This is a genomic window from Hubeiibacter jixunmingi, from assembly GCF_041928215.1.
In the GTDB taxonomy this organism is placed as follows: domain Bacteria; phylum Pseudomonadota; class Gammaproteobacteria; order Pseudomonadales; family Moraxellaceae; genus Acinetobacter.
Window position 1 is genome coordinate 12201 of sequence record NZ_JBHFHK010000021.1, and the last position, 22420, is coordinate 34620.

The window sequence follows — 22420 nt, forward strand, 5'->3', positions numbered from 1 at the left end:
ATAAAGTTTAGATACACGATACGAGTAAGAAGTATAAAAATAAAGTCGCATAACAAAGATTATACGACTTTATTTTTGTTCTATGCTGAGAAATAAAATCAATATCCAAACATGGGCAAAATTATTTTTTACCGATTTCATCTAAATGTAAATGCAGAATACGGCGTAACTCTAATACAGCTTCGGGGGCATACTGAATTGAATGCGAACCAGGAATAATCTTTTCAGACAAAGCACCATCTAAATGTAAACTTTTATAAGGTACGATACCATCAGTGATTTTATCTTTATCATCCGACTTAGTATTATTTCCAGTCATCACGTGATATTTCATACCATTAATAATATTGATGTTTTGAGTAATATACATAAAGGCTGATTTTGGACTTAAATCACTTGGACCATTTTGATATAGCTTCTGAGATAGTTGTTTGACGATTTTTTCTTGGCTTGGGTCAGTCATATAATACGCCAAGCGATTTTGCTGTACGGTTAATATCTTGCTTGGTAGCTTAATAATACGGCGTGCCATTTGGGTAAACCAACGGTCAGCAAACTCAGTACCTCGTAATGGTGCTGAGATAAATACCGTACGAGATACACTTGGCAAAGCTTGCATTTGGAGTTGTGGTTGAAAATCACGGATCAATTTATCCACTTTGATGCCATCACTGTGGCAAGTGTGACACTCTTGTTGAATATAGCTTCGTGCTTGCTGTGATAAATTATCTTTACTCACCAATAATCGGCTAATGATGCCACCCATACTATGTCCAATCAGCACCGTATCACTGATCTTTTGTTGTGGATACTGTTGCTGAACTTGGTTTAATGCTTGATTTAACAAGTGATAGATCTGATAACGATTTTCCAAAATCGGCATATTAGTCGAATAAAAAACTTGCCAAACCTGATATTGCTCACGCAATACGGCATCACCCATCAAATCATTACTGACCGCAATCCATGCTTCTGGGCTACTGGCTAAACCATGAACCATAATAATCAGTTTTTTATTAGGATTATACGGTTCGAGCATAAATAGTTGTGGTGAGATAAATTGTTTATTTTCCACCACCAAAGTATTTAACGCCTGTGAACCAAGTTTGGCATTGGCAAGCCATAATCCATAAGGTGCAGAGAAATTGGCAGCCAATTGGTAATCTTGACCATGAATATTAATTTTATCAAATTGATTTGGGTTAATCGTGCGTAACAACATTTGTTTGCTGTTTAGTATCGCATCAATATTATTTTTGTCTTTTGGTTCAATCACTACTGTTGCAGGTAGATATTGTGCGGATTGAATATTTGGATGATGAAATATATCTACTTTTTCTTTGGCATAGTTTACAAAGACTGGTTTTTTATTTTCATCAGTCTTAAGTTTGATCACAAATTCAGAACCAAAACCGTCACGTTTACTTAAACTATTTAAACCGATAAATTTAAGTTGATAAGTTGAAATCAATTGCTCAATGTTTTTTAGATCTAAATCTGGGTATTGATGCGTATCGATTTGATACTGACTATCGCCAATTTGGATTTTATTATTCGATAATTGCTGTCTGTCGATGATATTGTTTAAGCTCATCATTTGTGCCACAGCTTGATTATAAAAATCTTGTACTTGAATTTGGCGATTATTAAATAAGCGTTGTCGTGCTTGACGTTGTGTTGCAAATAAATAAGCGTAACTATAACGAATAGATTGATTTAAACTATTTACATAATCTTTTAGGCAATCAGGATTGGCTTTTGAAAAATCAAATTGATTATTCTGAATCAGTGATCTTGGTACATTGGTGCATTGTGGATCGGATCTTAAAGCCAAAGCATGACTTAAATACAGCTCACTACCCGTAGATAAAATCTCTTCGTCAGAAAGCTGTTTAATCTTTTGCAGCTCACTCATACATTGAGCAGGTGAGTTTATACATTGTTGAGATTTTGGATTGACCAGCAATAGGGTATTCTGGCTACTTTGAGAAAGTTGATCATTGGTCAGAATGTTATGTCGCTCATCATTGGCATTTTTGCTAAAATCAACTTGTTTTACCCCGACCATATTAATCACTTGGCAAGCTGAAAGTAAACTTATACTACATAAACAAAAAAGCCATTTTTTTACATTTCGCATCAGCATTACCAGTTCTTTTGCTGTCAAAGATATAACGCTAAGATAGCGATTTTTAAAATGAATGTCTAGTCATTAAAATATAGTTTTAAAACATAGATTTTTTAACTAGTCCAATCCATTTCTTTTGAAATAGGGTCAATCCATACAGCATAAGCAGGACAATCTTCTGTAATAAACCACATAGATATATCAAATGGGGCAAAGGTTGGGTTGTCAGAATATTCGATTTCGTTTTTAGGAAATGCGGTTCTAAAAATTTTTTCCCATTCTTCAGCTGTATGTTCAATAATTTGCATCTCTTTTTGTAGTTTTAAAATCCCTCGATTTAAACAGGCTTTAAGCAAAATTAAAAAAGCTTCTTTCTTTTCTTCAAAATTTTTAAATCGTCCATCGTCAATCACAAACCAAATACTACTACCTAAATTTAAACTCAATGCCAAAGCGGTTGCCATATCTTCTTCAATTTGAGTTTGAGTATAATTAAAAGTATATTTTTCCATTTCAAACGTTTACCTTAAAAATCGATAGAATAGTACAAAAAAAGTCGTGTTACACCTGAAAAAGCAAAGCGAACACGACCTACGATTTTTCAAATCACGAATAAAAATTAATCTTCTACCTTAACCACATCACCGATAACAAAATTTAACGTTTTGATTTCGGTAATATGCACATCCGCAAATTTGCCAATCAGACTGGCATCGCCTTTAAAGCACACCAGGCGAGTATTATCCGCTGTACCAATCAACATAGTTGGATCATTATCCGATACTTTTTCCACCAAAACACGCTCAGTACGCCCAAGCATGGCATCCGTTTTATCAATACTAGACTTTTTGATAATCTGTTGCAATTCTGCCAAACGGGCTTTTTTCACCACTTCTGGTGTGTCATCTGGCAATTCTGCCGCAGGCGTCCCTGGGCGTTTTGAATAGACAAAACTATAAGAATGGTCAAAATCTAAATCTTTGACAAACTGCACCGTTTCACGGAAATGCTCGTCGGTTTCTCCCGGAAAGCCGATAATAAAATCACTGGATAAATGCATATCTGGACGAATAGCACGCAATTTGGCGATTTTATCGATATACACGTCAATGGTATGGTTACGCTTCATGGCTTTGAGTACCTCATTTGAGCCACTTTGTACCGGCAAGTGAAGATGCGATACCATTTGCGGTAGGTCACGATAACATTCAATCAAATCATCAGAAAATTCAAGCGGATGCGATGTGGTATAACGAATACGCCCGATACCGTCAATGGCAGCCACTAGGCGAATCAATTCCGCAAAAGTACAAATGCCACCATCAAAGGTTTCACCACGATAGCCATTGACATTTTGCCCCAGTAAATTGACTTCACGCACGCCTTTTTCTGCCAAACCTGCGATTTCTGCCAATACGTCATCGAGTGGACGTGACATCTCTTCACCACGGGTATAAGGCACCACACAGAATGAACAATATTTTGAACAGCCTTCCATAATCGATACAAACGCTTTATGCCCTTCGACACGCGGTTCAGGTAAATAGTCAAATTTTTCAATATCAGGGAAAGAAATATCCACCAATTTGATCTTATCTTGTTTTGGTTTTTCGACCTGTTGTTGATGTTGGTCAAGCATTTGCGGTAAGCGGTGTAAAGTCTGCGGACCAAAGACCATATCCACATAAGGGGCACGTTTTTGAATGACATCACCTTCTTGTGATGCTACACAACCACCGACACCAATAATCAAATCAGGATTTTGTTCTTTGAGTTTACGCCAACGACCAAGCTCACTAAAGACTTTTTCTTGGGCTTTTTCACGGATAGAACAGGTGTTCATCAGCAAAATATCGGCTTCGGCAGGATTGTCGGTCAGCTCGTAACCGTGTGAATCATTGAGCAAATCCGCCATACGATGACTGTCATATTCATTCATCTGACAGCCTTGTGTTTCGATGTACAACTTTTTGCGAGCTGTAGTCGAAGTAGGGCTGTGCGATGGTTGGTGAGCAGTTTTATCTGTGGCAACGGACGCTGTAGGAATGAAGGTTTGAACCGTCATAAAAATACCTTAAAATAATCAATGTTGATCATTTGCTGATAGATTACTAGTAGTATCATTTTATGTTTTTTCAACGGATACGACATTTTTCTTGTCATTATACTTGAATTTTCTTTATAAAAATCAAGTATTAGCACAATCATAAAGATTGGTCTGATTTAAAACAAGAAATAGTGCTCAACAAATGCTTTTGGGCTAGGAAGAAATACCTAATAAACGGTCTTCTTCATGGCAAATTAGTGAAAAATAAACAGCATATTATACGCAGAATCTTGTTAAATAAAAAGTAAAAATCTTTGCTTGATTAAGTGATGATATTCTAAATGGTGATCAATATTTTTTGAGACGCTATTGATAATGAGTGTTTGATTTATCTAATGTGATTTTTGGATAAGTTTTAATGTAATGATTTGATTTTAAAAATAAATTTAATTCGTGCTTAGGGTGCATCTTAAGCATCTATTTTGTCCATTACACCTGAAAATAATAAAACAAAAAAAAGCCCACAAGGGGCTTAATTTTTTCACAATGCTTTTACAAGCAAATGTACAAATTATTGCGCAAGCGCTTTAATTTGTGCATTCAAACGGCTCTTATGACGAGCAGCTTTGTTTTTGTGAATGATGCCTTTATCAGCCATACGGTCGATTACAGGAACAGCTTTTTTATAAGCTTCTGTAGCAACAGCATGGTCAGCTGCAGCGATAGCCGCTACAACACGTTTGATATAAGTACGAACCATAGAACGCAAGCTTGCGTTATGACGACGTGCTTTTACGTTTTGGCGAGCACGTTTTTTAGCTTGAGCAGAGTTTGCCACTCTTGCACTCCTTCAAATAAGTTAGTCTGGGGCGGGCTTTGTTATCAATGCACAAAGATATCGCAATCTTCATACTCAACCAGCCCGTAAACAAGTGCTATATATTGCCTAAAAATAGTTTTAAAGTCAAGTGGCGTAGCATTCAAAACAGGTCTTTTTGCGTACGTAAGTGGCTAAATTCTGCCAAATCCTTTGCCGTCAAAAAAACATTGGTCTTTAATTCTGCTGCCAAAGTAGTTGGAACTGTCGGTTGCTTATGCTCACGTTGCACTTTGATATGTTGATAACGTTGTTGAATATCAGGATTATCAGGGTACATCGTTGTGGCAAATTCAGCATTGCTCAAGGTATATTCGTGTGTGCAATAAATCATGGTCTGACTTGGTAACAGTTTAATTTTTTGCAAAGATTCATACATCTGTTGCAGACTGCCTTCAAATACACGTCCACAGCCCATAACAAATAGCGTATCTCCGCTAAATAGACTGTCTAATTGTGGCAAATAAAAGCACATATGCCCAAGCGTATGCCCAATCGTAGAAAAGCAATCAACCTTTAGCTCGTGCCAAGTAAACTGTTCACCATCATCTAGCCATATGTCTGCGAGTTGAATGTCATCTTTTTCTGCCAGTGGTGCATATACAGTAGCATTACTAAATGTTTTGAGCTCAGCTACACCTGCAATATGATCATCATGTTTGTGTGTGATCCATATTTGCTCAATACGGTAATCATGCGTTTGACAATATTCTTGTACGATATCGGCTTGTGTGGGATCAATTACGACCAAAGATTTATTCTGTGTATCTTTAAGTAGCCAAATATAGTTTTGTAGGCGATTTTGCATATCAATCGCCACGATTTCAAAACAGTTTTTTAAATTTTTGCTCATCATTTATCGCCTTAAGTTTAACAATAAATAAATTCCAACGCTTCACGCAAGTTTGGATCCAAATTTTCCTGCCCCAATAGCCAATCTACATAATCAATAGGCACTTCTTTTAACGGTGTGCCTTTATGTTTACCAAAAGGCATAAATTTTGGTAAGCGTGCCAATTTTGCTACTTGATAAAGTTGTTCAATGCTGGTGATGCCAGTCTTTTCATGTTCACGATAATGACGCAAAATGGCATCCAAAAGGTCTGCTGTCAAAAGTACGTCTGTAGATGCCTGATGTGCATTACGCAATATCTGACGAGTATGTTGCCAATCCTGTGAAATAAAATAGCTCAAACTAGACAATGCATGACTTTCTAAGTGTGGCCAAATACTACGTGCTAGTGCCAAAGTGCAAATTGGTTTGAGATGCGACGTCGACTCTTGGCAACGTGAAATGGCTTGAATATCGTAGTCAATATTATGTCCAATGATATAAATGGTTTCGCTTGGTAATTTAAATTCACGAAAGTTGGGTTTGCCTGTCAAATCTTCTGGCAAGATATGATGTACTGCCATCGATGCCAAATTAATTTGCGTATCAGCATCGAGGCTAAACAACTCATCATAAATATCATCATTGCGTTGTAAGCCGTTTGTATTGATATCTACTGCGAGGTAGGCAACTTCGATAGGATAGCCATGTAAAGCATGCGTTTCGGTATCGAGAATAATAGCATGATGATTGAGTGGTGTAGTCATAATTGATTCCAAATCACAAAATAAGGATTAAAATTGTTTAATGGCTTGATTGTAGTACAAATCTAACCATTCGCCTATGATCTCATCGCAATAGCAGTAGAAAATGCTTTAAAAACGTGGATTTAATAATTGGCTAAAGAAATACGGAACGATGTTTGGCTCCAAAATAATGGTCATGATAATACCGTAGGCAGCACCCCATAAATGTGCATCATGATTGATATGGTCATTATTTTTTTTGCTTGCCCAAACGCTATAACCCACATATAGCACTGCAAAAATAATTGCAGGCATTGGTATAAAAAATACAAAAATCAACTTCCAAGGTTGAAACAAGATATAAGCAAACAGTACCGCCGATACAGCACCTGATGCACCTAGACTCAGATACTGAGGATTGTTTTTATGTTTGAAATAGCTGGGTAAAATTGAAACAAATAGCCCGCCTAGATAGAACAAGGCAAAACCCATCTCAAAAGCAAATTGACGATAGAAGACTTCCAAGATACGCCCAAAGAAAAAAAGCGTCATCATATTGAACAACAAATGAAAACCATCAGTATGAACAAAGCCGTAAGTGAATAAGCGATAATACTCACCACGTTGTACAGCAGGACCCCAAAAGATAAGATTATCCAGGACACGTCGTTGACTAAAGGCAACTAGAGAAATGGCTACAGTAATAATGATGATAAGTATACTGTGGCTGGCAAGTAAAGTAGACATAAGGAAATCAAATTCATCGTATATTTGTATTCACCTTAAGTATTTATGAAAAAATGGTCAAGCTAAGTTTGTAGATTTAGGTGATTTAATGTGCAAATTTAAAAATTTAATAAAATAAAATCGCTGAAAAGTAGTTTTTTCGCTAAAAAGCGTATTGTTTGAATGTAAAATAATCGTTTATGAAAAATATCACTTGACGAGATTGCTAAAAATCATAATAATACACACACAAATTTTGGCTATGTAGCTCAGTTGGTTAGAGCACAGCACTCATAATGCTGGGGTCGCAGGTTCAAGTCCAGCCATAGCCACCATTTACCTTATTCTAAAAAAAGCTTTGTCATCATGACAAGGCTTTTTTTATTTTTATTGGTTTTTGCTCACATAATATAATGATTAACGGATAAAATTACATGAGTTCGGGATAAGTTTAAGTGTAATAATTTGATTTTAATAAATTTAATTCGTATGTAGGGTGCATCTTACGCACCTTTCACAAAACGACATCTTGCGAAGCTTCAATCGCTTCTCAGGTGCGTCTTGCGAAACAGTGTTTCTCACACCCTACGGCTATAAAATCATATCATTACAAGAAAAATGTAATGCTTTAAATCGAACTGACGTTAAAATTGAATGCTAGAGGTATTAGAGAAAAATTGAGCTTATTTTTTACAATGCATTTAATTACTGTGTAGTAAAGAATGGGTACTTAAAAAAGATCTAAACTAATTACTATTTTGTGGCATATTTGATGTGCAACCTAAGTCTTACAATCATTAAGCTGCACTCAAAAATATGATATTTCGCTTAAAATTTACTTATGGAAAATAAGGCTCCACCATTTTTCTGACATTGGTTTTGGCATTAATCACCGTCATAAATGTGTAAGCCCCGATAAATTTACGGCTAATAAACATAAATTCTTTTGGTGGCACAGAAAAGTAGCGTGATGCCATCGATTGCCCTGCATGTTTGATGATACGATCATGCAAATTGCTAGCAAGCCAATCATAACGATATTGCTCATCCATAATCCCCACTGGCATGTCAGGATTATTTTCAGGACAACTAAAGGCTTCTGTAGTCAATAAAAATACTTTTGCCATATCTGGACGAATAGAACGTGGCATATCATCAAAAAAGTTATAACCATCCATCGCATCTAGCATACGATCCATGCTATGCAAATAACCTGCATAAATCAAACGGTGTGCCATTGCCAAAAGGTGGTCATCAAACTGTCGAATCGCGCCAAAATCTAATAATACGATTTGGTCCAAAACATCTTGACCGTTGCCTAAACGTACCAAATAATTACCAAAATTTGGATCGGTTTGCATCTCACCCCACTCAAAAATCTCTTTCAAAGGGATATTTAAAGCTGCTTCGCCCAAGGCATCACGACGCTGTTGAGATAGCTTCAAAATCGCAGGACTGTGAATTGGCACGCCATGTTCAAAAGTCATACATAAAATGCGATCGGTACAATATTCATCGATAATAGTCGGTACGATATAACGCGGATCATCCGCCAAATATTCAGCAAAACGCTTGGTGGTTGTTGCTTCAATGGCATAGTCCACTTCACGGTGCATCATTTGACGTACTTCTTCATACCAGTCGTCAAATTCTCGGGTTTGTGGTACGGCACGAGTCAATTTCATCATGCTACGGAACAAATTCATATCTGAATCAATGGCTTCCGCAACACCTGGGTATTGCACTTTGAGTACCAAAACTTTGCCATCGCTTTTACGCACCGCACGATGTACTTGGGCTAATGATGCAGTACCGAGTGGTTGTTGTTCAATGTTTAATTCGTGGAATTTATCGCCAAGTTGTTGTTTGATATAAGGTTCAATGCTTTGCCAAGATAATGCAACTGTACTATCGTTTAGCGTCATCAATGCTTGGGTAATTTCATCAGGTAAAAAATGTTCGCCATACAGAGCCATCATTTGCCCGATTTTAACCACTGAGCCTTTAAGTTTACCAATTTCATCGACCAAATATTGTGCTTGTTGCGATAAAGCTTGTTTGCGTTTTTGTTCTCGAGAAGATTGATCACCAAATAAACTACTGGCGTTTGCAGTCGCCCAACGTGTGCCTGCTAAGAAGGATGCTTTGGCTAAGGAAAAACGACGATCAAAAGCAGAAGTCTTTAGTTGTTCTAACTGATTGCGTTCAGACATCACAAAATCCTAATCTATTTAAGGTGTTATGACAGGCACAAAGCAAACAAACTTTGTCATAACATTACCATGAAAAAAGCTTAATCTAAGCGAGAGTGTACACTAAAATGTAAGAAATTACGTATAAAAACCGTAGCTGATGTTGCTTTATTCATCAATATTCATTCATTTTGAAAACGTAAAATGCAAACTATATTTTATAAGATAGAGTATGTCTTATTGCTTACCAAATTCGCATAGGCAAGACGATAAAAAATCAGTAGAATACCTTTATTATTTAGCAAAATTTTATGGGGTTAATGTGGAATATCCGCTTATTTCTGATGAATATTTACAACAAGCCAATGACCAGCTCAGCACCATTCGAGATTTTATCCGTTTTGGAGTGACGGCTTTACGCCAACATGATGCTCATCTTGGTCAGGGTACAGAAGATTTTTTTGCGGAAAGTTCAGCCTTAGTTTTACAAACTTTATCGCTAGATTGGTCAGCTGATGCAGAAATTTTGGATGCCAAATTATTACAATCAGAAAAAGATGAATTTTTAGCCTTATTACAACGTCGTATCAATGAACGTATGCCAACGTCTTATTTGCTGAATTTGGCATATTTTTGTGGTAAGCCGTTTTATGTCGATGAGCGAGTATTGATTCCCCGTTCCCCGATTGCCGAGCTGATTAATACAGGTTTTGCCCCGTATTTTAGCGATGCTACGGCAGATAATATTCATGCTTTGCCTGAAGTGCGTAGTGATAATACGCCATTGCGTGTGTTAGATATGTGTACAGGGTCGGGCTGTATTGCCATCGCCTTGGCGTACGCTTTCCCTGATGCGGAAGTCGATGCTACCGATATTTCCAAAGAAGCTTTGGAAGTGGCGAGTATCAATGCTGAGCATCACAATATGCAATACCAAGTGGCATTGTTAGAGTCGGATTTATTCGCCAAAATCCCTGCCGAAAATCAATATGATTTAATCGTGTCTAATCCGCCTTATGTCGATGCGGAAGATATGGCGGATTTGCCAGCTGAGTTTTTGCATGAGCCAGAATTGGCATTGGCAGCAGGGCAAGATGGTTTGGATTTGGTGAAAAAAATGCTTGCCGTGGCAGCGGATTATCTTACTGAAAATGGTCTGTTGGTGATTGAAGTTGGCAATTCGGAATGGGCAATGCGTCAGAATTTCAATAAGATTGATTTTCATTGGTTGCAGTTCCAAAATGGTGGTTCGGGGATTTTTGCCTTGACCGCACAACAATGCCGTGAATATCAAGCGATTTTTCAGCAGTCGATTGAGTGATTTAGAGAGAGCATAGTGATAAAAATACTTTTTTTCATATTATTGCTCCTTTGTGTGATTGTGCAGGGGTTGCTTATCTATGTACTTGGTGGTTATAACCCACATGAGTTGGATAAGCTACTCACAATGTGGGGAGGATTTAATAAGGAGATTTACCTTATACAGCTTTTATATTAGCCATTACAAAAGTAAAAGCTATTTGGCTAATCCCTATGCTCAATTTAATTATTGGTAGTTTGGTGATTGTTAAAAAAGGATGGCGTATCGGATTACTGGTCATTCTTTTATCTTTTTTGATTGCTTTAGCCTTCGTTTGGGCAATATATGCACCAGCGATGATGATTTCAATGAGTACAGCATAATTTTTTTAAATCTGAGACCTAAATAAATTATGCAATGCTCACTCAGCGATTTTACATCTTGCTAAGACAGGGTGAATGACATGCTTTTTTTCAGTAGCTGGTTGAGTGATTTTGACTGAGAGTGAAGTAATGAAAAATTGCATAGATTGAGTGATTTAGGTGGTTTAATTTGTACTTTTTGATAATCAGGTTGAATTGGCATGTGAGGGTTATGAATATATACCGCCTTTGGTACGCTTAAAAACTAAGTCGAAATTGTGGTAAATTTGGGGTATTATTTGTAATGCTGAAAAGCTACCAACCTACGTTTAGTTTGAAGTGACTAAACGATGAGTTTTTGATTGTGAAAATATTAGGATTGCACTATTATGATGTTGATAAAGAGATGATTACCTTTAATGTTAATAGGAATTTGTATGACTACTTCAGCTCAACCCCCCCCAATTATGGTGATGTTAATTCTAGAGAATTAATGGTCGAAAAATATCAACAAGGACAATTAGAAGCTATATATTTATTTCCTATCCAATTGGGTGGTGAAGAGGTTGAGCTTAACACGGTTTATGTACCTATAGGTGTGAGTGCTATGAAAGATAAAATAGATAATACCTTTATCAACTATGCTCATGAAGGTTTGATCAATAAATTAAAGGTAAAGCCTGTCTATAAGGGAAATAGTTTTATTCCATCAAAAATCGTTTATGAGGGTTCACATTCAAATAGAGACGGTAATATCAGTCTTGAATTAGATATTTGGTAATAAATAGGCGAATAATAGTCGTCTTTTAATGCATGTTATTTAATCAATGATTGAAACGTGTATCAGTCAAAATTAGAAACCAATTTGAGGAATACTTACGCGATGAAAAGTCAAAATATAGCTAGCAGGCATAAGTTATTGGCTATTTTATTATTAGCGGTAGTAGCCAACACAGCTTGTACTCAAACTACTCATTTATCTACAACTAACGCGTATTCAAAAAATCAGGTACAACCTAAATTAGATCTGACTATAAGCAAAAATACTACACAACAGGCGATCGCCCAAATCAAAGCTACGCTAATTGCTTATCAAACAGCGATGGCAAAGGCTGATACTGATGCGATTATGGCAATATTCCAAGATAATGCGGTGATTGAATTTCAAGCCAAGCCAACACTTCAGGGCAAAGATGCCATCCATCACAGCTATGAGCAAGCCTTTGCGGTAATGGATTTTACAGGCATTGACTACGTGCCGACGAATATTGAAATCTATGGTGATACAGCAATAGTACGCACTACGCATCCAATTGGTGCTACGGTATATCACAAAGAGCAGGGTAAAACCTTACCCGATCGCAATCGTGAAGTATTTGTATTTAAACGTCACGGTAATGATTGGAAGATTGCCTATTATATGTATAATCAAAAATCATAAGCTTTTTTATCACTTACAAGTCGCTAAATGTTTAGACATATAACGACTTGTAGTAAATAAATGCTGGTTAAGTTTTCAAGCTTTATAAATAAGCCAACCAATCACGTTTATTATGAAAATCTGCTTGCTGACCGCTATGCTGCAAGGCAAAGTAATGTTCTTTTTGTTGGGTTTGAATCACTGCACTGACCCCAAAATAAATGTCATTTAGACTGATTTGAAAATGATTTAAAAAATCTTGAATATCAATCAATGCGGTTAAGCCAAACTTAGTACGTTGTATATCAATGACTTCTATATCATTAGCAGCTTGTGGTGGCATCTTTTCAGGATAACGATATTCTTCAAAAGCATAAGCTTGCCAAGTCAAATTTGTGGCGAGATTAATTTCCCGATAATCATCTAGTTCACGAATACCGATAAACAATTCAAAACAAGTATTTTGCCATAAATAATCTTGGCGTTTTCCCAATAAATTTTCATCTAATTGTGGGTAAATAATCGCTTGTTCTGGGTCATTAATCCAAAAGCCAATTTGGATTTGCGTGCGATTGTCCGCATCTTTTTTATTTTCTAATGCAGCAACAAGACGAATATCTTGCTGATGACGTGCATCAAATGCAGTTAAATCAAAACTTGCCATGTGCTGTACTCAATTAAAATTTTTATCCTCCCCCAAGCCCTTTCTAAGTGAGGGGCTTGTACTATTTTATGGGGAGGGTAAAGATTAAGATTGTAAATGTGCAAAACGCACGATGTTAGAGAGCTTTTGATTTTGCTGTGCGGCTTTTTTGTAAATTAATACAATTTTACCGATTGATTGCACGTTGGTCGCTTGAGTTTGTTGTAATAGTTCTTCGATGATTTGCTTACGCTCTTCACGGTCTTCGCCTGCAATCTTCACTTTAATCAATTCATGATCATTTAAGGCACGAAGTGTTTCTTCGATGACATTTTCAGTCAAGCCTTGTCCGCCGATCATGACTACAGGTTGTAGAGCGTGACCGATTTGACGTAATTGTTTGCGTTGTTGAGCTTTGAGCGTTGTCATAGAAAAACCTAAAAATCATAAATGTAGAGCAAAGATGCCAAGTAATTATAAAGCAAAAACGCCAAGATACCAATTTTTTAAAGATAATTTTGCGAAAAGTATCTATATAACTGTGCATTGCATTGTTTTTTGCGATTAAGACTTATGTTTTGAAAGGTTTTGACGTATAATAAAGTGTCGTTATTTTATTCTGCTCAAACTATGGCAACCAAAATCACCAATCAAAAATTATCCAAAAGTAGTCGTGCTTGGATGCGTGAGCATCTTGATGATCCTTTTGTAAAACGTGCACAAAAAGAGGGCTATCGTGCCCGTGCAGCATATAAATTGCTCGAAATCCAAGAAAGGCACAAAATGATCAAATCGGGCATGACCGTGGTCGATTTGGGTGCTGCCCCAGGCAGTTGGTCGCAAATCGCAGGCAAATTGGTCGGTGACAAAGGCATGGTGGTCGCATCCGATATTTTGGAAATGGATGCTTTGCCTGATGTGACCTTTTTGCAAGGTGACTTTCGTGAGCAAGCTGTATTCGATGAATTGTTAAATATTTTAAATGGACGTCATGTAGACCTTGTAATTTCCGATATGGCACCCAATACATCAGGAAATAGAGCTGTTGATCAGCCAAGACAGATTTATTTGTGCGAGTTGGCTTTGGATTTTGCACAAAAAGTTTTGGATGAAAAAGGGCAGATGTTGGTAAAAGTGTTCCAAGGCACAGGTTTTGACGAATTCCGTCAGATGATGTTGGACAATTTTGATATTGTCAAAACAGCAAAGCCTGCAGCATCACGCGCTCGCTCCAAAGAAGTATTTTTGTTGGGTATCGGGCGTAAAAAAGTCTTCCGCTAGACTTCATTAGGTATGTACTATTGATAAGTAAAATATGTGATTTTTACATATTTATCACACGATTATCTCTCTCAATAGTACAGGCTTGTGGCAAAATACAGCGATTTTAAAATTTTTCATATTGATGGTTTTTGATAAACCATTGTTTTAAACAAAACAGGAATGATGCTTTGAACAATATCTTCAAAAACGCCATACTTTTTTTGATTGTACTCGGCGTGTTGGTGTTTGTATTTAGCAGTATCGGTGGCGGTAAGAAGTCGGATAATATGAATTATTCGCAATTTGTCGCTGCGGTCGAAGCAAAACAAATCAAGAAAGTCACTGTTGATGGTGAACGTATTGTTGGTACAAAAGCCAACGGTACTGAATTTGAAACAATACGCCCAGACGTTTTTGACCCAGACTTTGTGCCTACACTGATTAAAAACGGTGTCGAGGTAGAAGGTACTGCACCACAGCGTCAAGGCTTGATGATGCAACTATTGATTGCCAGCTTCCCTGTTTTATTGATTATTGGCTTGCTGATGTTCTTTATGCGTAACATGGGCGGTGGTGCTGGTGGTAAAGGCGGTCCGATGGGCTTTGGTAAATCAAAAGCCAAAATGCTGACCGAAGACCAAATCAAAACTACTTTCGTTGATGTCGCAGGTTGTGATGAAGCCAAACAAGAAGTCGTTGAAATCGTTGATTTCTTACGTGATCCTTCTAAATTCAAACGCTTAGGCGCATCGATTCCACGTGGTGTATTGATGGTGGGTCCACCAGGTACAGGTAAAACGCTACTTGCCAAAGCGATTGCAGGCGAAGCAAAAGTACCATTCTTTAGTATTTCTGGTTCAGACTTTGTTGAGATGTTTGTCGGTGTGGGTGCGTCACGTGTACGTGATATGTTCGAACAAGCCAAACGTCATGCACCATGTATCATCTTTATTGATGAGATTGATGCGGTAGGTCGTCATCGTGGGTCTGGCACTGGCGGTGGTAATGATGAACGTGAGCAAACCTTAAACCAAATGTTGGTCGAAATGGATGGCTTTGAAGGTAATGAAGGTATTATTGTCATTGCTGCGACCAACCGTGCTGATGTATTGGATAAAGCGTTGTTGCGTCCAGGTCGTTTTGACCGTCAAGTGATGGTAGGCTTACCTGATATCCGTGGTCGTGAGCAGATTTTGAATGTACATTTGAGAAAATTGCCATCAACGACTGGTGTGGACGTTGGTGTCTTAGCACGTGGTACACCTGGTTTCTCGGGTGCACAGTTGGCTAACTTAGTCAATGAAGCTGCATTATTCGCTGCACGCCGTAACAAAAATACGGTTGATATGCACGATTTTGAAGATGCTAAAGACAAGCTGTACATGGGCCCTGAACGTAAATCAATGGTATTGCGTGAAGAAGAACGTAGTGCAACGGCTTATCACGAAGCAGGTCATGCCATTGTCGCTGAACTTTTGGAAGGTACTGATCCAGTACACAAAGTGACAATCATGCCACGTGGTTGGGCATTGGGTGTAACTTGGCAGTTGCCTGAGCAAGACCATGTTAGTGACTACAAAAAGAAAATGCTAAACAAGATTGCGATTTTGTTTGGTGGACGTATTGCAGAAGAGATCTTTATTGATCAGCAATCTACAGGTGCGTCAAATGACTTTGAACGTGCAACCAAGATGGCACGTGCTATGGTCACCAGATATGGTATGTCTGAAAAAATGGGTGTCATGGTCTATGAAGATGATGATAGTCCGTACGGTGGTAGTTTGGGTCGTCCAATTTCAGAAGCAACGCAACAAATGGTTGATGCTGAAATCCGTCGTATCTTAGACGAGCAGTATAAAGTCGCTTGGGATATCTTAGAAAATAACAAAGATATCGCCCACGCGATGGTTAAAGCTTTGATGGAATGGGAAACGATTGATCGTGAGCAAGTGATTGACATCATGAATCGTCGTGAACCACAACCACCAAAAGTGTATGTACCAGAAAATCCAGTGGCTTTGGAAGACTTGGGTGACAAGGATTTACCACCGCCGTTGCCAGTATCTAGTTAAATGAGATATCGGATCAATCTTTTAGCAAGTTTGTTGATGGTTTGTTCTGCACTGCTTGTTACGGCTTGTAAATCGAAACCATCTAATACTCAACAACCTTTAAAGACTCTTGTCACACCAGACAGTGTGGATATAAAGGTCGTTGCAGTAATAGATGGCGATACGATTGATATTTCACTTGATGGAAGCAAAACAAGGGTACGTCTTGCTAACATAGACGCACCCGAAAAAGCTCAAAAGTATGGCACACAAGCAAAGCAGAAACTAGCAGACCTATTGCTTAATAAGTCGATTTATTTGCAAAAGCTGGGCAAAGACAAGTACGGACGTACTCTAGGTACAGACACTGTAAATGGACTGAATATTAATAAAGAAATGGTAAAGTCTGGATATGCATGGGCATATATGACAGGCGATGTTTATTATAATCAGTTGCAGTTACAGGCTCAGAGAGAAAAGCTCGGTTTGTGGGCTGACTCTAATCCTATCCCACCAAATGAATGGCGTAAGCACAATGGTGAAGGCTTTTGATAAACTGACATCGTCGCCTGATATTTCCTTATCTGATCTTAAACCCTGAATATCATGTTGATGACTTGTGAAGACAAAAATCAGTGTATTCAGGGTTAGTTTTTTGACACGTAGACATATCTTTAATCAAAATAAATCGCTCTCTTGAGCAATAACAATCTATCTAAAAATTCTAATAATAGAAATAAACCTTTAAAAAACATCATTATGCAGTGTGTAAAGCATGTTCTGTATTCAAGGTAAAAAATATCATACATTTTGGCATAAATGATGTTTGTAAAAAGTAATGAATTAAGTTATCTTACTTTAGCTTTACTCAAAAAGGACACATCATGTCATCGCTACATTTGGAACCGCAACGTAAGCAAGCGATCAGTGAGCTTGCGAAAGTACATCAAACCGATCCAGCATTCGCCTCTTTTATGGCGTCCTATTATAAGAATCTAACCAAGCAAAATGTGCAACAATTGACCGATGCTCATCTTGCAGGTATGGCGGTCAATCATTTTAAGCTTTTCCTTTCTCATAAAGACGGCACACCTACAGTCAGTGTGTTCAATCCTGTTGCAACACAGCATCATTTCGACAGCGATAAAACAATTATTCAAATGGTGGTAAAAGACCGCCCATTTTTGACTGATACCATGTTGATGAGCCTTGAAAATCAAGGACTTTCAGTCAAACGTTTATTTACTACAATTTTAAATACTGCCAATAAAACCAATATTACCCAAGCCCACGAAAGTACCGATAATGACATGCAAAACAAAGCGTTTTTCCATGTTGAAATCGAGCGTTTGGCAGAAAGCGATCTCGCTAAGGTGCAACAAGCATTATTAGAAAAAATCAAAACCATTGATGGGGTGGTAGCAGATTGGCAGCCTATGCGTAGCAAACTGCAAGCCATCCATGCCGAACTTCGCAGTACGCCAATTCCAGAACAAGAATATAGTAAATATGAAGTGTTATCATTTTTGGATTGGATGAGTGATAACTTTATTTTTATGGGTTTTCGTGAATATCGCTTTGAGAAAGATAGCAATGAACTGAAACTCTATTCGGTAGGTGGGTCTGGTTTAGGCTTGCTCAAAGGGCAAGCACAAGATACCGTTTCCGAAAGTTTTGCACGTTTACCAAGCAATTTGCGTGAGCTATTGACCCAACCACGTGTATTATTACTTTCTAAGTCAGCACATCTCTCGCCAGTACACCGTCCTGTTTATATGGATTATCTTGGCATTCAGAAGTTTGATCATGAAGGTCACTTGATTGGCGAATACCGTTTCTTAGGTTTACTCACTGCTCGTGCTTATCAAACTCAAGTTGGTGAAATTCCGTTATTGCGTGAAAAGTCCAATAATATCTTATATAACTTAGGTTTGATCAAAAACGGACATAGTTATAATAAAACTGTGCATATTATCAACACTTTACCACGTGATGATTTGTTCCAAGCGAGTCTTGAAGAATTGTCGCAAATGGTGGCTGGCATTGCCAATTTACAAGATAAAAATGAATTAGAATTATTCACCCGTACCGACCATTATCAACGTTTTGTGTCGTGTTTGGTCTATATTCCAAAACATAAATTTGATACCGAATTGCGTATCAAGATTCAACAGACTTTGACCGAAAGTTTTGGCGGTGTGTCATCGACTTTTAGTACCGATTTTAATGAGCTGTATCATGTGCGGGTGCATTTCCATATCCGTACGATCCCAGGCAAAATTAATAGCGTTGATGTCGATGCTTTAGAGCGTAAACTCGGTAATTTGATGTTGGATTGGAATGATGAATATCAAAAAAATCTCAACCAAAGCCTAGGTTTAAGCACTGCTAATACCGCGATTAAGGCATTTAACATTCCTGCGTCGTATCAAGAGCGTTTTGATATTGCCACGGCGGTGAGCGATGTCAGCCGTTTGATGCACTTGCATCAAGATAAACCATTACAATGGCAATTTAATCAAAAAGCCGATGGGGCATTGAGTTTAAATCTATATGGTTTAGATACACCTGTCGCATTGTCCAATGTATTGCCAATTTTGGAAAATTTTGGTGTATCGGTGGTGACTGCTCAAACTTATCGTTTTGATGCACAAAAACAAGCGTGGTTACAAGAATATCGTTTGGCATTGAAAAATGTATCAGAAATTGATTTTGCAACAGTTAAAACGCAATTTGAAAACACCCTTGATGAAATTTGGCAAGGTAAAGTTGAATCAGACAAACTTAATGAATTGATTTTAACGACTACTTTGGATACTTATGATGTGGTCGTGTTACGTGCCTTATCACGCTATATGATTCAGGCAACGGCACCATTTTCCAAAGATTATATTCACCAAACTTTGCTGACCAATCGTGAATTGACCGTGCTATTGATGGATTTATTCCATGCCAAAATGTCACCGCATGCGGATAAAGCACAAAGCGATATTGCGAGCATTAAAGCCGAAATCAACAGCCTATTGGCAAAAGTCAAAAGCTTGGATGAAGACCGTATCATTCGTTGGTTGTTAGATTTATTGAATGCCATGTTGCGTACTAACTTCTACCAAGTGGATGAAAATGGACAGCGTAAAGACCGTTTGTCATTCAAATTTAAAGCCAGTGATATTGCCGGTTTACCAAAACCAAAACCAATGTTTGAAATCTATGTTTATTCGACCCGTACCGAAGGCGTGCATTTGCGTGGCGGTAAAGTCGCTCGTGGTGGCTTGCGTTGGTCGGATCGTATGGAAGATTATCGCACTGAAGTGTTGGGCTTGGTGAAAGCACAAATGGTGAAAAATGCGGTCATCGTGCCTGTGGGTTCAAAAGGCGGTTTTGTGGTCAAAGATAAGTCTAAACAAGCCGACCGTGAAACATGGCAAAAAGAAGGTATCGCTTGCTATCAAACTTATTTGCGTGGCTTGCTCGATGTCACCGATAATTTGATTGACGGTAAAGTGGTGCCACCTGCCAATACCGTGCGTCATGATGAAGATGATCCGTATTTGGTCGTTGCAGCCGACAAAGGTACAGCGACATTCTCGGACATTGCCAACGCTTTATCTGCTGAATACAACTTCTGGTTGCAAGATGCCTTTGCATCAGGTGGCTCGGCAGGTTATGACCATAAAGGTATGGGTATCACCGCACGTGGTGCATGGGAATCGGTAAAACGCCATTTCCGCTTGCAGGGCAAAGACATTCAAGCCCGTGATGACTTTAGCGTAGTCGGTATTGGTGATATGAGTGGCGATGTATTCGGTAACGGTATGCTATTGTCAAAACGCATCAAATTAGTGGTAGCGTTTAACCATTTACATATCTTTATTGACCCAAATCCGAATACTGAAAGCTCGTATGCAGAACGTGAACGTTTGTTTAAATTACCACGTTCAAACTGGACAGATTATGATACCAAATTAATCAGCCAAGGTGGTGGTATTTTCTCAAGAACGGATAAATCCATTGCCATCAGCCCTGAAATGAAAGCAGTATTTGACATTCAAGAAGACAGCTTAACGCCTAATGAATTGTTAAATAAATTGCTCAAAGCCCCAGTAGACTTGATTTGGAATGGCGGTATCGGCACCTATATCAAGTCAAGCGAAGAAGAGCATAGCGATGTGGGCGACCGTGCCAATGATGCCATCCGTGTTAATGGCGGTGAAGTGCGTGCCAAAGTGGTCGGTGAAGGCGGTAATCTCGGCTGTACCCAACAAGGTCGTATTGAATATGCCCTAAAAGGCGGTCAAATCTATACCGATGCCATTGATAACTCTGGCGGTGTAAACTGTTCAGACCATGAAGTCAATATCAAGATTTTATTGGGTGCAGTGGTTGAGCGTGCGGAAATGGATGTGGCAGGACGTAATCAGCTGTTGGCAAGCATGACTGATGATGTAGCTCAATTGGTACTTCGTCAAAACTATTTGCAACCGCAAGCCATTGAATTATCTCGCTTTGAAACGGTTGAACGTTTGAATGAAAATGCTCGCTTTATGCAATATTTGGAAAGCAAAGGGCGTTTAGACCGAGCGATTGAATTTTTACCATCGGATGAAGTGATTGCACAACGTCAAAAAGCAGGTCAAGGCTTAACCAATCCAGAGTTTGCCGTGTTATTGGCTTATGGCAAGATGTGGGTATATGATGAAATGCTTGCCAGTGATTTGCCAGATGACAGCTATTTCTTGAGTGAACTTAAAAAATATTTCCCAAGCACACTTGCGAGCCAATATTTTGATGATATGGTGGCTCACCGCTTGCATCGTGAAATCATTTGCACTTATCTCACCAATGGTTTGGTCAATCGTCTAGGTATTGAAAATGTCTTCTTCTTGGCGGAAGAGGCAGGGCAGTCGATTGCTGATATTACCCGTAGCTATGCCATTGTGCGTGATGTGTTTGGCGTGCAACAGCTTTGGGATAAATTATCCGCTTTGGATAATATCGCCCCTGCAACAAGTCAATTGTCGATTGAAGTCAGCATCCGTAATGTGTTGAAATCAACCATGCTATGGTTCTTAAATAATGAAGGTGTGGCGAGTGTTGATAAGCTCGCCAATAAATACAAAGCGGCGATTCAAGGTTTGATGGGTAATACAGCCATCTTTGAGCGTCATTTTGCCAATGTGATTGATGCACAGACTGCAGCACTCACCGTGCAAGGTGTGCCTGTAGAAGATGCCAAAGCTTTTGCACGTTTACCTGTATTGGTACATACTTTGGATGTGGTCAAGCTTGCTGATGCCAAAGGCGTGAATAGTGAAGTGGTGGCTGAAGCGTATTTTGGTGTGTATAATGCATTGAATATGCAAGCTTTAAATCAAGATGTGCAAGCCTTGCCAAAAGCGAGCTATTGGGATAGACGTGCAACCACGGCTTTAGGTCAAGAGTTGAATCGTACGTTGATTGCCTTGGCATCCGATGCGTTGAGTCATACCAATTTTACCGCATGGAAAACTGCACATCGTGAACAGTTGGATAAATTGACGCATCAATTGCAAGATGTATCAAATACGCCATCGCTTGCATCATTGTCAGTATTATTAAGTGAAATGAATGGTTTGAAAAAAGCGTAATTTCATATTAAATTTATTTCTCTAAGCTATAAAAGAAAACCAAGCTTCGGCTTGGTTTTCTTTTTAGAAAGCGATGAATAAAGTTGAGAAATAAATAGGACTGTGTCATTATCTTGGTCTTATTTTTATCATCAATAGACCTCTTGCGAAAGTTTTGATATAATGACAAGATGAGATACGAAACAATCAAGGGCTTTAGCGACAGC

General features: G+C 38.4%; 18 protein-coding genes and 1 tRNA gene. 9 read left to right on the forward strand and 10 right to left on the reverse strand.

The window, feature by feature from the left end:
• Nucleotides 1-121: 121 nt before the first annotated feature.
• The 7 genes from ACEYX7_RS04895 to ACEYX7_RS04925 all read right to left on the reverse strand — a co-directional run bounded on the left by ACEYX7_RS04895 (nt 122) and on the right by ACEYX7_RS04925 (nt 7377).
• Nucleotides 122-2140, reverse strand: a complete 2019-nt coding sequence (locus tag ACEYX7_RS04895; protein ID WP_374806724.1) for a lipase family alpha/beta hydrolase — start codon at nt 2138-2140, stop codon at nt 122-124.
• Between the two features lie 101 nt (nt 2141-2241).
• Entirely contained in the window at nt 2242-2640 is a 399-nt protein-coding gene (locus ACEYX7_RS04900) for a DUF596 domain-containing protein (RefSeq protein WP_374803391.1), read from the reverse strand.
• A gap of 107 nt (nt 2641-2747) precedes the next feature.
• Nucleotides 2748-4193 (reverse strand): tRNA (N6-isopentenyl adenosine(37)-C2)-methylthiotransferase MiaB, encoded by a 1446-nt coding sequence (gene miaB, locus ACEYX7_RS04905; protein ID WP_374900265.1) that lies wholly within the window; start codon nt 4191-4193, stop codon nt 2748-2750.
• A gap of 553 nt (nt 4194-4746) precedes the next feature.
• Complete coding sequence (gene rpsT, locus ACEYX7_RS04910; protein ID WP_374803387.1) at nt 4747-5013, reverse strand: 30S ribosomal protein S20; 267 nt, start codon at nt 5011-5013, stop codon at nt 4747-4749.
• A 142-nt stretch (nt 5014-5155) separates the two neighbouring features.
• Nucleotides 5156-5905, reverse strand: a complete 750-nt coding sequence (gloB, locus tag ACEYX7_RS04915) for a hydroxyacylglutathione hydrolase (protein WP_374803385.1) — start codon at nt 5903-5905, stop codon at nt 5156-5158.
• Nucleotides 5906-5922: 17 nt separating this feature from the next.
• Nucleotides 5923-6651, reverse strand: a complete 729-nt coding sequence (locus ACEYX7_RS04920) for a 3'-5' exonuclease (protein ID WP_374900267.1) — start codon at nt 6649-6651, stop codon at nt 5923-5925.
• A 108-nt stretch (nt 6652-6759) separates the two neighbouring features.
• Complete coding sequence (locus tag ACEYX7_RS04925) at nt 6760-7377, reverse strand: rhomboid family intramembrane serine protease (RefSeq protein WP_374803381.1); 618 nt, start codon at nt 7375-7377, stop codon at nt 6760-6762.
• A gap of 237 nt (nt 7378-7614) precedes the next feature.
• On the opposite strand from ACEYX7_RS04925, the gene ACEYX7_RS04930 reads away from it, so the two are divergent.
• A tRNA-Met gene (locus ACEYX7_RS04930) sits at nt 7615-7691 on the forward strand.
• A gap of 504 nt (nt 7692-8195) precedes the next feature.
• Here ACEYX7_RS04930 and ACEYX7_RS04935 read toward each other — a convergent pair.
• Nucleotides 8196-9569 (reverse strand): ABC1 kinase family protein, encoded by a 1374-nt coding sequence (locus tag ACEYX7_RS04935; RefSeq protein WP_374803379.1) that lies wholly within the window; start codon nt 9567-9569, stop codon nt 8196-8198.
• 301 nt (nt 9570-9870) lie between these two features.
• Between ACEYX7_RS04935 and prmB the strand changes: the two genes are divergently transcribed.
• The 4 genes from prmB (at nt 9871) to ACEYX7_RS04955 (ending at nt 12651) form a co-directional block, all read left to right on the forward strand.
• Entirely contained in the window at nt 9871-10869 is a 999-nt protein-coding gene (gene prmB / locus ACEYX7_RS04940) for a 50S ribosomal protein L3 N(5)-glutamine methyltransferase (protein ID WP_374803423.1), read from the forward strand.
• 212 nt (nt 10870-11081) lie between these two features.
• A complete protein-coding gene (locus ACEYX7_RS04945; protein ID WP_374803377.1) occupies nt 11082-11231 on the forward strand; it encodes a hypothetical protein in 150 nt (49 codons plus the stop codon).
• 343 nt (nt 11232-11574) lie between these two features.
• On the forward strand, nt 11575-11991 hold the full coding sequence (locus tag ACEYX7_RS04950; RefSeq protein ID WP_374803375.1) for a hypothetical protein: 417 nt from the start codon (nt 11575-11577) through the stop codon (nt 11989-11991).
• Between the two features lie 138 nt (nt 11992-12129).
• Nucleotides 12130-12651 carry a YybH family protein gene (locus ACEYX7_RS04955; protein ID WP_374803373.1) on the forward strand — a complete coding sequence of 174 codons (522 nt, stop codon included), beginning with the start codon at nt 12130-12132 and terminating at the stop codon, nt 12649-12651.
• 82 nt (nt 12652-12733) lie between these two features.
• On the opposite strand, the gene ACEYX7_RS04960 is transcribed toward ACEYX7_RS04955, so the two are convergent.
• Nucleotides 12734-13294 (reverse strand): DOMON domain-containing protein, encoded by a 561-nt coding sequence (locus tag ACEYX7_RS04960; RefSeq protein WP_374803371.1) that lies wholly within the window; start codon nt 13292-13294, stop codon nt 12734-12736.
• A gap of 84 nt (nt 13295-13378) precedes the next feature.
• On the reverse strand, nt 13379-13702 hold the full coding sequence (yhbY, locus tag ACEYX7_RS04965) for a ribosome assembly RNA-binding protein YhbY (RefSeq protein ID WP_374803369.1): 324 nt from the start codon (nt 13700-13702) through the stop codon (nt 13379-13381).
• 201 nt (nt 13703-13903) lie between these two features.
• Between yhbY and rlmE the strand changes: the two genes are divergently transcribed.
• The 4 genes from rlmE (at nt 13904) to ACEYX7_RS04985 (ending at nt 22214) form a co-directional block, all read left to right on the forward strand.
• Nucleotides 13904-14554 carry a 23S rRNA (uridine(2552)-2'-O)-methyltransferase RlmE gene (rlmE, locus tag ACEYX7_RS04970; protein ID WP_374803421.1) on the forward strand — a complete coding sequence of 217 codons (651 nt, stop codon included), beginning with the start codon at nt 13904-13906 and terminating at the stop codon, nt 14552-14554.
• 170 nt (nt 14555-14724) lie between these two features.
• Nucleotides 14725-16608, forward strand: a complete 1884-nt coding sequence (ftsH, locus tag ACEYX7_RS04975) for an ATP-dependent zinc metalloprotease FtsH (protein WP_374803367.1) — start codon at nt 14725-14727, stop codon at nt 16606-16608.
• A gap of 36 nt (nt 16609-16644) precedes the next feature.
• Nucleotides 16645-17139, forward strand: a complete 495-nt coding sequence (locus tag ACEYX7_RS04980; protein WP_374806730.1) for a thermonuclease family protein — start codon at nt 16645-16647, stop codon at nt 17137-17139.
• Nucleotides 17140-17471: 332 nt separating this feature from the next.
• On the forward strand, nt 17472-22214 hold the full coding sequence (locus tag ACEYX7_RS04985) for an NAD-glutamate dehydrogenase (RefSeq protein ID WP_374803363.1): 4743 nt from the start codon (nt 17472-17474) through the stop codon (nt 22212-22214).
• Nucleotides 22215-22420: the final 206 nt, after the last annotated feature.

Bases quoted from the DNA above. Each gene is read 5' to 3' on its own strand.
- ACEYX7_RS04895 (WP_374806724.1), bottom strand. From the start codon at position 2,140: ATGCGAAATGTAAAAAAATGGCTTTTTTGTTTATGTAGTATAAGTTTA.
- ACEYX7_RS04960 (WP_374803371.1), bottom strand. From the start codon at position 13,294: ATGGCAAGTTTTGATTTAACTGCATTTGATGCACGTCATCAGCAAGAT.
- ACEYX7_RS04920 (WP_374900267.1), bottom strand. From the start codon at position 6,651: ATGACTACACCACTCAATCATCATGCTATTATTCTCGATACCGAAACG.
- rlmE (WP_374803421.1), top strand. From the start codon at position 13,904: ATGGCAACCAAAATCACCAATCAAAAATTATCCAAAAGTAGTCGTGCT.
- gloB (WP_374803385.1), bottom strand. From the start codon at position 5,905: ATGAGCAAAAATTTAAAAAACTGTTTTGAAATCGTGGCGATTGATATG.
- ACEYX7_RS04985 (WP_374803363.1), top strand. From the start codon at position 17,472: ATGTCATCGCTACATTTGGAACCGCAACGTAAGCAAGCGATCAGTGAG.
- ACEYX7_RS04935 (WP_374803379.1), bottom strand. From the start codon at position 9,569: ATGTCTGAACGCAATCAGTTAGAACAACTAAAGACTTCTGCTTTTGAT.
- ACEYX7_RS04980 (WP_374806730.1), top strand. From the start codon at position 16,645: ATGGTTTGTTCTGCACTGCTTGTTACGGCTTGTAAATCGAAACCATCT.
- miaB (WP_374900265.1), bottom strand. From the start codon at position 4,193: ATGACGGTTCAAACCTTCATTCCTACAGCGTCCGTTGCCACAGATAAA.
- ACEYX7_RS04900 (WP_374803391.1), bottom strand. From the start codon at position 2,640: ATGGAAAAATATACTTTTAATTATACTCAAACTCAAATTGAAGAAGAT.
- ACEYX7_RS04925 (WP_374803381.1), bottom strand. From the start codon at position 7,377: ATGTCTACTTTACTTGCCAGCCACAGTATACTTATCATCATTATTACT.
- yhbY (WP_374803369.1), bottom strand. From the start codon at position 13,702: ATGACAACGCTCAAAGCTCAACAACGCAAACAATTACGTCAAATCGGT.
- ACEYX7_RS04945 (WP_374803377.1), top strand. From the start codon at position 11,082: ATGCTCAATTTAATTATTGGTAGTTTGGTGATTGTTAAAAAAGGATGG.